This window comes from Bradyrhizobium sp. SZCCHNRI20481, from assembly GCF_032485055.1.
GTDB lineage: Bacteria > Pseudomonadota > Alphaproteobacteria > Rhizobiales > Xanthobacteraceae > Bradyrhizobium.
Genome location: NZ_JAUEUE010000002.1, coordinates 330,962 through 342,832, shown reverse-complemented (window position 1 = coordinate 342,832; position 11,871 = coordinate 330,962). Strand labels below are relative to the sequence as shown.

Annotated in this window: 6 protein-coding genes and 1 tRNA gene; 1 reads left to right on the top strand and 6 read right to left on the bottom strand. The window is 67.1% G+C overall.

From position 1 onward, the window contains the following. Positions 1–114: 114 nt before the first annotated feature. The 6 genes from QX132_RS04045 to QX132_RS04020 all read right to left on the bottom strand — a co-directional run bounded on the left by QX132_RS04045 (position 115) and on the right by QX132_RS04020 (position 11,297). Entirely contained in the window at positions 115–453 is a 339-nt protein-coding gene (locus tag QX132_RS04045) for a lipid-A-disaccharide synthase N-terminal domain-containing protein (RefSeq protein WP_172109779.1), read from the bottom strand. Further along, entirely contained in the window at positions 453–1,190 is a 738-nt protein-coding gene (locus QX132_RS04040; RefSeq protein ID WP_315774833.1) for a glycosyltransferase family 2 protein, read from the bottom strand. The genes QX132_RS04045 and QX132_RS04040 overlap by 1 nt, the downstream gene beginning before the upstream one ends. Positions 1,191–1,287: 97 nt before the next feature. Continuing rightward, complete coding sequence (locus QX132_RS04035; RefSeq protein WP_316160151.1) at positions 1,288–2,079, bottom strand: phosphatase PAP2 family protein; 792 nt, start codon at positions 2,077–2,079, stop codon at positions 1,288–1,290. Continuing rightward, positions 2,080–3,822, bottom strand: coding sequence for a glycosyltransferase family 39 protein (locus tag QX132_RS04030; protein WP_315757541.1), 1,743 nt, complete (start codon positions 3,820–3,822; stop codon positions 2,080–2,082). It lies immediately after the preceding gene. Between the two features lie 51 nt (positions 3,823–3,873). Further along, positions 3,874–6,081 (bottom strand): penicillin-binding protein 1C, encoded by a 2,208-nt coding sequence (gene pbpC / locus QX132_RS04025; protein ID WP_316160149.1) that lies wholly within the window; start codon positions 6,079–6,081, stop codon positions 3,874–3,876. Further along, positions 6,078–11,297: an alpha-2-macroglobulin gene (locus QX132_RS04020; protein WP_316160148.1), complete on the bottom strand. Its 5,220-nt coding sequence runs from the start codon at positions 11,295–11,297 to the stop codon at positions 6,078–6,080. The genes pbpC and QX132_RS04020 overlap by 4 nt, the downstream gene beginning before the upstream one ends. 485 nt (positions 11,298–11,782) lie before the next feature. Here QX132_RS04020 and QX132_RS04015 point away from each other — a divergent pair. Beyond that, a tRNA-Arg gene (locus QX132_RS04015) sits at positions 11,783–11,859 on the top strand. Positions 11,860–11,871: the final 12 nt, after the last annotated feature.

Below are 11,871 nucleotides of genomic sequence, written 5' to 3'. Positions count from 1 at the left end.
TCCGGTTTCACGACCACCGTCATTCCTGGGCAAGCGTCAATGTGCAGCCGCGACGCGGCTGCGCGTGGCGATTGAACCCGGAATGTCGGCGGTGGTGAGACCCCTACGGCTCGATCAGTTGCTCAGCGTCTGCGATTCCCGCTGGCGGTTCTTGAAGATCAACATCACGTTGCGGACGTAGATGATGTTCGACAGCAGCTGGCCGAAGATGATGACCGGCTCGCGCTTCACGAGACCATAAATCAGCGTCATCAGCCCTCCCCCGATCGAGAAGAACCAGAATGCGAGCGGCACGACGCTCTTGCCCGCGCGCTCGCTGGCGATCCACTGCACCAGGAAGCGCGCAGCGAAGGCCAGTTGTGCGGCGAGGCCGAACACCAGCCAGAAATCGAACTTGGCGATGAAGATGTCGTAGAGATAGTTGCTGAACGCCTGCCCGAATTGAATCAGCATTACTTCACCTCGATCGCAACCGGCGTCGGCTTCTTGCGGCGGATCAGCCACCACACGCCGGCGAGATCCATGATCCCGATCCAGAGCCGGTCGAAGAACCCGTAGTTCGAGACACCGGAGTGCCGAGGCCGGTCGATCACGTCGACATAGGCGATGTCATAGCCCTCGCGCCGCACCAGCGCCGGCAGGAAGCGGTGCAGACCATCGAAATACGGCATCATCAGGAACACGTCGCGGCGAACCGCCTTGAGGCCGCAGCCGGTGTCACGCGTTCCATCGTGCAGCACCGCATTGCGGATCTTGTTGGCGAGCCGTGACTGCAGTTTCTTGAAGCCAGTATCCTTGCGGCCGACCCGCTGCCCGGCGACGAGGCCGACATGCGCACCGCCCTTTTCGAGCGCGGCGATGAGCTCGGGCAGAAAAGCAGGGTTGTTCTGCCCGTCCCCGTCGAGCGTCGCGACGACAGCGCCGTGGGCGGCGCGGATGCCGCTCCTGACAGCCGCCGATTGGCCGGAAGCCGTCTCATGCCGTAGGACGCGCAGGTTCGGCCGCCGTGCCATTTCCTCGGCGAGCCGCTGCGCGGTCTCGTCGGTCGAGCCGTCATTGACGTAGATGATCTCGTACGGCCACAGACCATCGAGCGCGGTCGCGATCTCGCTGATCAGGGGCGTGATGTTGCCGGCCTCGTTGCGCACGGGAACGACGATGGAGACGGCAACGGGGGATTCGGTCGACAAGAGTTTGAGACTCGTAAGGGCGTGATCGGGCCGGTTCCTGCCCCGGGGCGCTCCGGCGGAGGCTTCTTATGGGGCTTGGGGCCCGCTATCAACCCCTTTAGCGCGGTACGATTTGGCCGTCCTTGCCGAGACGAAAGCCGAGCCGACGAGCTGCGAACCAGTAGCGGACGAGCATGGCGCAGGCCAATCCCACCACGGCGCCGGCGACCACGTCGCTCGGATGATGCGCCAGCAGCACCAGCCGACTCAAGGCGATCACGACGGCATAGATGAACATGGGAACGCGCAACCGCGGCCAGATGGCGGACATTGCAAAGGCCAGCGCGAATGCCGTCACCGCATGCGCGGACGGCATGCTGAAATAGGCCGGCGTGCCGTTGAACGGGTCGAAGTTAAAGGCATTCGCCTTGCCGCCGACGAAAGGACGGCCGCGGCCGATGACGTATTTCAGCACTTGGGCAGCAAGTACCGCGCTCAGCACCGCGAAGAAGGCGTATTGAACGTGGGTCGCGAAATTCAGCAGACGGCTGCGGCTGGCTTCCGGCCACAGCGGCGCAATCAGGATCGTCGCGACGACGCTCACGGCCAACAGTCCCAGCACGTATTCATCCTGACCGAACTCGGTGATGATCCGCACCGGCCAAAGGCTCGGTGTTCCGCGGGTCGGCATCAGCCCGATCTCGTAAGCATCGAACGCGAACATCAGCATCAGGATCACACTCAGGCCGATGGCGCCGAGCAGGAGAAGCTCGCGCCCCAGGCGCTGCCGGCTCGCGGCCTCCGGCGCCGTTTGCGGCTGGCGGAACAGCCGGCCGAGCGAGAATTTGCCGACCAGCGCGAGCTGGGCGAAATAGCCTGACGATCGCGCGGGGCTGTCGGGCGCCGACATCTATTCGGTGCCCTCCGAGCGATAGATCGCGATCGAGACCGGACGGCCCTGCGAGATGTTGTAGCCGTCGATGCGCTTGGCGACGTTGTAGCGCAGCCCGATCGCTTCGGCCCGTTGCACGAAGGCACGCTCGGTGCGCTGCTCGACCAAAGCAAAGCGGCAGGTGCCCTGGCTGAGGAAGTCGGCGGCGCCGGAGCCGTCCGTGAGTTGCGTCGACGACCCTGTCATGAAGACGAGGCTCGGCTCGTGGAAGCCTGCCGCCGCCGCCTTCGGCCCGACGCAGACCACGTTGCGGAGCGCGCGCGCAATCTCCGCGCTGGGAAACAGCGGCGTCAGCGCCGGCAGCACGGCGCCGTACACCACGAACGCCAGGAACATCGCCGCCACGCCGGCATTCAAGAGCGAGCGCTCGGCACGGCCGTCGTCATAGAGCCACCAGGCGAACAGGCCGAAGATCAGCGACGCCGCGACGAACGGCCAGGCCAGGAACACCGGCTGGTGCGTGACGATGATGGCGCCAATCACGGCCACCACCGAGGTGATGGCGGGAATCGCAAACCACCAGGCGGCGCCGCGCCGCAGCCAATTGCGCGCCAGCACCCGCCGCTCCAGCGCGCCCACCGTGAGGATCGCGATCGCCGGATACAGCGGCAGCACATAATGCGGCAGCTTGGTCAGCACCGCCTCGAACACGATCCAGGACGGCAGCAGCCAGGCCAGCAGGAACTGCGCCCCCGGCTCACGCCGCGCGCGCCACACCGCAGGCGCCGCCATCGCGGCCAGCGGCGCGCCGGGCCAGAAGGTGATGAACAACAGCAGCAGATAGAGGCCCGGCGGCGCACCATGCGACTCCTGGGCGCCGATCTTGCTCAGCATGTCGCCGCCGACGGAGTCGGCGAAGAAGGTGTCGCCGGCGCGCAGGAAGATCAGCACGAACCAGGGCAGCACCAGCACCAGCATCCACATCAGTCCCCACAGAGGGCGCAGACGCGATAGCCAGCCGGCGCCGCGATCCATGATCGCCAGGGCCACGATCGTCAGTCCCGCGAACATCAGGATCAGCGGGCCCTTGATCAGGATGCCGCCGGCGAGCGCCGTCCAGAAGATCGCAGGCGGTCCCCAGGGCGGATGCACCGGATCCTCGCCGCGCTGCCACGACAGATAGACGCGCGCCAGCGCACCCATGGCAGCCACCACGGTGAACAGCAGCATCGCGTCGGTCTTGGCGAGCCGGGCTTCCACGCCGAGCAGCACCGAGCAGCACATCAGCAAGGCGGCGAACACGGCGCCGCGCCGTGTCACGAAGGAGAGCGCGGTCCAATAGGTCAGCAGCACCGCGCCGATCGCGCCGATCAGCGAGGGAATGCGGTAGACCCAGATGCGCAGTTGCGCACGCGGCAGACCGATCGCCGACGCCGTCTCGACCGCGGCCGATTGCAACCAGTAGATGCCGACCGGCTTCTTGTAGCGCACGTCGTCCTGGAAGCGGATGTCGACGTAATCGCCGCTCTCGACCATCTGCTTGGTCGCCTGGGCGAAGCGCGCCTCGTCGCGATCGATCGGCGGGATCGTGAAGAAGCCCGGCAGGAACAACAGCAGCCCGCAGACGAGCAGGAACGCCGCCGCCCTGGTGTGGCTCACGGTGACGGCATCGATCATCCGCACCAGCCGATTGCCTGGATTGACCAGGTTCTTCGGCTCGCGCGGCTCTCCAAAACGGGGGCGGGCATAGGTCTCGACCATGGGGTTCCGAATACGCTGAAACCGCCATGCCGACAACCGCTTAGCGAACCCTCACTGGATTCTGACCACAACTGTGTCCGCAGCGCCCGTGGCATCGATCACGGTGAGGCGGGCAAAGCCCGGCCCGGGCGGATCGATCAGGCGCTGGCGGCGGCTATCGATCTCGCCGACGGCCAGTCCATTGACCAGCATGGTCAGCGGCAGCACGCCGCCCGACACTTTCACCGGCATCACCGATGCCTCGCGTCCCGCGGATCGATCGACATCGATGCGCGAGCCGTTCAGCGGGAACTGGATGTGCGGCGCCTGTTCGGCGCCGGTCCGCACCAATTCGCCGATCGGCCGGAACCGGCGCAGCGGCAGCGGCAACTTTGAATTGCTGGCGACCAGTGCCCCCTTGGGCGGCTTCGGCAATGTTGCTGGCAGCTTGCCGCTGCGGGCAAAAGCGTCGAACAGGATCGGCGCCGCGGCGACGCGACCGATCAGGCCGGGCACCGGCGCGCCATCAGGCCGGCCGACCCAGACGCCGATCGTGACGCGGCCGTCGAAGCCGACCGACCAAGCGTCGCGATAGCCGTAGCTGGTACCGGTCTTGAAGGCGATCCGGTTGCGGGCTGCGTTTTCCGGCGGCGGCGTCCCCAGCAGCACGTTGCCGACCTGCCAGGCGGCCGCCGAATCCATCAGCCGCATCGGCTCGCGCGCGCCGTCAGTCCCCTCAGCCGTCATGATCTCGCGCAGCGGCCTGGTGGTGCCGAGGCGCGGAAAGCCTGCATAGAGCTGGGCGAGGTCCTGCAGGGTCACGCCGACGCCGCCGAGCCCCATCGCAAGGCCGGGCGCCTCGTCCTTCGGCAGCACCAGATTGCCGCCGGCCTGCTTCAGCCGCGATGACAGCCGGCTCGCCCCGACGCGATCGAGCAGCACGATCGCCGGCACGTTCAGCGACAGCTGCAGCGCCTTGCGCACCGGCACCGTGCCCTGGAACGTCATGTCGAAATTCTCCGGCGCGTAGGAGCCGAAGCGCACCGGGCGATCCTCGATCAGGCTCTCCGGGTGCACGAAGCCGTCCTCGAAGGCGAGTCCATAGATGAACGGCTTCAGGGTCGAGCCCGGCGAGCGCACCGCGCGGGTCATGTCGACCTGCCCTGCCCGCTTCTCGTCGAAGTAGTCGGCCGATCCGACATGGGCGAGCACGTCGCCGCTGTCATTGTCGACCACGATGATGCCGACCGAGACGTTCGGTCCCAATGCGATGGCGCGATCGCGCGCCAGCGGCTCCAGCACTTTCTGCAGCGACGCATCGAGCGTCAGGCGGATGATCGGCTGATCCTTGACGGCCGCCGAGGCCTGGTCGGCGGCATGCGGCGCCAGGATCGGCATCGGCTTGCGGAAGGCCGGAACGGCTTGCGCCTTTGCCTGCGCCGCGTCCTCGGCGGAGATCACGTTCTCCGACACCATGCGGTCGAGCACGCGGTCGCGGCCGCGTCGAGCGGCCTCGGGATGCCGGTCGAGCCGCCGCGTCTCCGGTGACTGCGGCAGCGCCACCAAGAGGGCCGCTTCCGCCAGTGACAGCCGCTTCGGCTCCTTGCCGAAATATGCAATCGAGGCGGCGCGAATGCCTTCAAGATTGCCGCCATAGGGCGCCAGCGTCAGGTAGAGATCGAGGATCTCGTCCTTGCTCAGCTCTCGCTCGAGCTCGAGCGCGCGCACGATCTGCCGGAGCTTGGCATGCAGCGAACGCTGCCGCCGCGGCTCGAGCAGCCGCGCCAGCTGCATCGTGATGGTCGAGCCGCCGGAGACGATGTGGCCGTGCGAGCCGAGCTGGATGGCCGCCCGCACCAGCGCGCGCGGATCGACGCCGTGATGGTCGAAGAAGCGCTGGTCCTCATAGGCCAGCAGCAGCTTCAGATAGGTCGGATCGACGTCTTTTTTGGCGCTGACCGGCAGCCGCCACCGCCCGTCCGCCATCGCATAGGCACGCAGCAGCTTGCCGTGGCGATCGACCACGGTGGTCGAGACCGCCCTCGCCTCGCCCAGCGGCAGCGGGCCGAGGGAGATGGTCCAGGCGGCGACGGAGACCGACGCGACCAATGCGAGCGCAATGGCGAACAGCCGTTTGACGCCCCGCCCTCTCCTGCCGTCATGGCCGGGCTTGTCCCGGCCATCCACGTCGTTCGGAGCGCGCGGAGCGACCGGGCATGGCGGAGTGTGGAGGTCCGTCTTGCCACCCAGCTCACGATCGCTCGTCCCACCCTCGCTCATTTGGCCGCGCGGACCTCCACCGAGCCCGTGCCCGTCCGACCATAGCGCGAGGGATTGTACATGTCCTCAACATAGGCCTGCGGCAGCACGTATTTGCCGGGCGACACCGCGCGCACGACGTAGGCGACCGTGAACACCGACTTGGAATCCGCGGCGCGGTCGAGCGCGGCAGTGAAGCGGTCGTCGCGGAACTCGGTGTTGACCGGTTCCTGGCCGTCCTCGATCCAGTCCAAGGTGCCGCTGTCACCCGACGACACCAGGTGCGGATTGTCGATCTCAAGCCCCGCCGGCAGATAGTCCGACACCATGATGTGGCCGTACTCCGGCTTGGCCTCGGTGACCTTCAGCACGACAGCGAAACGGTCGTTCTGCTTCGCGGTTCTGATATCGGCCGGCTTGCCGTCGAGCGTGTAGTAGCCGCGCTCGATCTTGAAACCGTTCGACGCGGCCGGCTCCGGCGTCAGCGGCGAGCCGGAGACCGAGACCACTGCCTGCACCGGCGCATCACCGGTGTTGGTGATCTTCAGCGGCTGGCCTGAGAGCTCCGCCGCCTTGTAGCTGCGGTACATCGCCTGCTTTACGGCCTGGCCGTTGATGTCGAGCGTCAGCGTCTCCTTGGCCAGCGCGCGCGCCGCCAGCACCATCCACGCATTCTCCTGCGTCGAGGTGTACGGCGTCAGCCCGCGCGCGGCTTCGACACGGGCGACGGCCTGCGTCAACGTCGCCCGCGGCGCATTGCCCTCGCCCGCCAACGACACCAGCGCCGCTGCATCGCGCAGGTCGGAGCCGTAATCGGTGCGGCCGAACACCAAGACCGGCTTCGGCGCGAGGCTGTCGGCCGCGGCGGCATAGACCCGCTCCGCACGGGCGCGGTCGCCGACCAGCGCCAACGCCGCGGCAAGCTGCGCCTTGGCGATCGGGGTGGCGAGATTGCCGAGCTTGGTGTCGGCGAGATACCGCAGGTCGCCGATCGGCGCCGCGCCATTGCGCGCCAGCACGTAGAGGCCATAAGCGAGATCGCGGCCGCCCGTCTTCTCCGGCTCCTCGGCATTGACGACCGAGTTCCTGATGCGGTCGAGCGCGCTCTTGAACAGTACGTCCGGCACCGCAAATCCCTTCTCGCGGGCGCGGGTCAGGAAGTCCGTCACATAGGCATCGAGCCAGGGATCATCGCCGCCTGCCGACCACAGCCCGAACGAGCCATTGGATCCTTGACGTGCAAGGAGCCGGTCGATGGAGTCACGGATCCGCTGGTCGACCTCGGTGTCCATGGCGAGATGCGCGCCGACCGCGAGCTCGTTGACATAGAGCAGCGGCATCGCGCGGCTGGTGATCTGCTCCGAGCAGCCATGCGGATAGCGGTCGAGCGCCTTGAGGATGGTCGCCGCATCGAGCGCGGTCGAGAGCCCCGCCGACAGCGACACCGTGCCGGTGCCCGCCACGAGATCGGAGAACATGTCCGATGTCAGCGTCAGGCTTTCACCCTTCGCGAGTGTGCGGATCGAGCGACGCGCCAGTACCTGGGTCGCCGGCTTCACGTCGAACTGATAGTGCCGTGCCAGCGCCAGCCCATTGGGGCCCTTGATGTCGACATCGAGCTGCGCCTGCCCGGTGCCACTGGCGTCCAGCGACAGGGTCGCCGACGCCCGCTGCTTGGCCGCGAGCTTCATCGTGACGTTGGCATTGCCGGACACCTTGACCGGACCGCCCGCCTTCACGCTGACGACATAGTCGCCGGGCGCACCTTCGACATTGTCGACATCGAACGACAGCGTGCCGCGATCGCCTGACAGGAGGAAGCGCGGCAGGGTCGCGGTCAGCACCACGGGATCGCGCACAGTGACGTCGACATTGGCGCGGCCAACTTTGGTGGCGCTCCACGCCACCGCCATCACCCGCGCTGTGCCGGCGAACTCCGGAATGTCGAAGCTGACCTCGGCAGTTCCGTCTGGCCCGACAGTGACGATGCCCGAATACAGCGCCAGCGGCTTCTGCGTCGGTGGCGAGCCCTGCAGCTCGGCGCCGCCAGAGTCACCGCCAGAGCGGATCTGGCCGCGCGTGCCCTGCATGCCGTCGATCAACTGGCCATAGAGATCGCGGATCTCGGCCGAGAGCTGGCGCTGGCCGAGATAATAGTCGTCCGGCGCCGGCGGCTTGTAGTTGGTGAGGTTGAGGATGCCGACATCGACCGCCGCGATGACGATCTTGGCGTCCTCGCCGGGGTTGAGCCCGCCGATCTTGACCGGAATCTTCAACGCCGAGCCCGGACGCACCAGCGCCGGCGGCGTCAGCGCCACGTTGAGCGTGCGCGCCGACTTGTCGATACCGAACCAGGCGACGCCGAGCGCACGGCCCGGCATGCGCTGCGCGGCCGTATCGAGCGGACGGCGCAGCGTCGTCACGACATAGGCGCCAGTGCCCCAGTCCTTGCCGACCGCGAGCTTGACCTGGCTGGTGCCTTCCTTGACCTCGAGGGTCTGCGTCGTCAGCAGCCGGTCGCCGAGCACGTTGACCGTGAGCTTGCCGGCGGTGCGCGCATTGACCGTCACCACCATGGTGTCGCCCGAAGCATATTGCGGCCTGTCGAGCGAGGTCTCGAGCAGGTCCGGCGTATCCGCGCTGCCGTCGGTGTACCAGCCGACGTCGAACTGCAGCGACGTCACCGGACCGTCGGCATCCGCCGACTTGACGTCGAGGCGATAGCGCCCGGCCTCCGGCAGGAAGCTCAGCCGCGCCGGCTTGTTGGCGGCGATCGTGACGTCGCCATCGCCGACCCGGCGCGTCGACTTGACCGGCTCGTAATTCCAATAGGCGTTCTGCCGATACCACTGGTACCGCGACTCGATCTTGAGCAGCTCATAGCGCAGGCCGTTGCGCGCCAGCGTCTTGCCCTCGGGCGAGACGAACACGACGTCGAACTCGGCCTTGTCGCCCTCGCCAACGCTTTTGCCGGTAAACGACGGCTTGATGCCGATCTGCGCGGCCTTGGGCGCCACCGGGAGCACCAGCTTGCGCTCGACGGCGCGGCCGCCGGTCTCGGCCATGCGCACATAGATCTGCGCCTCCTGCGGCCGGCTCGAGGATGGCGGCTTGGCCAGGCTCACGGGGAACGTCGCCGCCCCCTTGTCGTCGGTCTCGGGCATGCCCTCGATCGGCGTGCGCTCGTTGGAGGCGCTCTCCTCGTCGGCGACGCCGAACTGATAGCCCGGGAAGCCCGGCCGCTCGGAGGCGGTGGTGACCAGGAGGTCGCCTTCGAGCTGCAGGCCGGAGGCCGGCGCGCCATAGAGGAAATGGCCGTCGACCTTCACCTCCACCGGAGTCTCAGCCTTGATCTGCTTGTCCTTGGACGACAAGTCGAATTCCAGCCGCTCGGGGACGTAGTCCTCGACCATGAAGGTGGTCTCGCCGACGGACGCCCCCTTGGGATCGGTGAAGGCGCGCACGCGGTAGGTGCCGGTCGGCACCGCCGAATTCAGCGCCACACTGAACGACCGCCCGCCGGCACCCTGGTCAGGCAGCACGGCGCGGCGGAACTCGACTCCATCCGGGCGCTCGACCACCAGCGTCAGCGGCGTGCCGGTCATGGCGTTGCCCTTGCCGTCGCGCAGCAGCGCCGTGAGGTAGACGGTCTCGCTGGACCGGTAGACGCCGCGCTCGGAATACACGAAGGCGTCCGGCCCGGCCGGCGCCTCGCGGCCGGACACGCCACGGTCGGAGAGATCGAAGGCGGTCGTCTTCAGGCTGAGGAAGGCGTAGTCGGCTTTCTCGCCGACCACCGTCAGCATCGCCGGCGACAGCCCGCCCTCGCCCCGCGCCAGCCCCGTCTCGAAAAGCGCGTGCCCGGCCTCATCGGTCCTGCGGGTCGCCAGGATCTCGTTGTTGCGCGCCACCAGCCTCACCTCGGCGCGCGCCACCGGATCGGTGGACGCCAGCGAATTGACGAACACATGGATCCCGTCATTGCCGGAAAACGCGGCGACACCGAGATCGGACACGATGAACCATTGCGTGGCGAGCTGGCCGCCGCTGTCCTCGTCATTGCCGCTGGTCGGGCCCTTCGGCGCGGCCGTCATCACATAGACGCCCGGCTGCATGTCGCTGAGCGCCTGATCCACCGGAAAGGCGGTGGTGACGTCCTGGTTCAGGGTCATCGCGGTCGAGAGCTCGCCGCTCCACACCTTCATGCCGCGGTCATTGCCGAGATCGGTGAGCTGGTAGCTCGACAGCGGCCGCTGGAAGTCGCTGTCGATGACGGTGTTGATCAGGTTGCGGTCGCCGATCCGGAAGACGTTGATGTTGACGGCGGGCGTGTTGACGCTGACCAGCGGAATGCCCTTCTGGCCGGTGCGCGGCAGCACATAGGCCTTGCCGGTGAAGCGCACGAACGGCTTGCGGTCGCGGACATAGATGTTGAACTCGGCCGATTTCGGCAGGCTTTCCTTCACGCCTGACGGCAACCCGGCACGCAGGTTGATGTTGTAGCGCTCGCCATGCTTGAGGCCCTCGACGCAGAGCTGCTTGTCCTCCGCGGTCAGCGCCGGCTTGTCGGTGCCGGCCTGGGCCACGAACGGCGAGAAGTCGGTGCGCTTGGCGAGATCCTCGGAGAACTGGAAGCAGGCCCGCGGGCTCGCCGAGTCCGAGTCAACGGTATAGTCGAGCAGCTTGAAGCCGTGCTCGTCGCGCATCCGCTCATACTGTCCTCGGACGTCGGCGATCTCGCGCAGCTCGAGCGACATCCTGAGTGTATCGAGCGCCGGCCGCCACAGCTTGCGCTCGGCCATGGTCTTGCCGAGCACGGCGAGCGCGTCCGCCTCCTCGCCGGCATTGCCGGCGCGCTGGTAGGCGATGTAGGCCGCCGTCGAGGCGCGCTCCAGCAGGAAGGTCTGCTCCGACGAGTTGATCGGCTTGATCTGGTTGAGCACGGTGCGCGCCAGCCGCAGCCAATTACCGGAATCATCCGGGGCCACTGTGGCGATCTGTCCGAGGATTTGCAGACCCGTTCGGAGGTCGTTGCGGCGCAGCGCAGCATCGGCGTCGGTGCGCAAGGTCGCGAGCGGCTTGTTGACCGCCCCCGCCTCGCTCTTGATCTGCGCCTCCAGCTTGATGGCGGCGTCGGCCAAGTCGTCGCGCTTGAACGCCTTGTCGGCGGCATGGGCGGACACGAGGCCGAGCACCATGATGGCGCAGAGGGCGGCGGCGCGAACCAGACCGATCATGGGACAGCTCCTTGGACGGCTCTTTGAAAGTTCTCTGGAAAGATTTCCGGACAGGTCCTGGCGGTGCACGGATCGACGCCCGTGTTTGGCCGATTGGTGGCGAGAATGGACGCGAAATGGTGACGGACTGATGGCAAGAGTTGTAGGGGCCAAGATAGCGACCCGTGGCCTTGGCTGCCATCGGCAGGCGGCCGCGGCCGGGAAAATCTGTTCATCAACGGCAATTCAAAGGACATGTTCACAGGACATGGCATACCGGCAAAGACCGCGGCAGCCGTTTGACCAGCGCCGCTGACGCGCGAACGGCCCTTGATGACCCTCCTCCGCCTCCGCTTGGTCGCCGCCGGCCCGTATCCGGTTCGGACGGTCTTGGCGAAACGGAAGATTTTTCATATGACCCATGCTATGGGATGGCCGTACCGGCGGGGCTTCGCCTCGGGGAGTCATCCCGCGACGTCCGCCCGTGCCGTTCACGTCGCGACGACGGTCCCATAGCTCAACTGGATAGAGTAGCGGATTTCTACTCCGCGGGTTGCAGGTTCGAGTCCTGCTGGGATCGCCAATCGCCACGCCA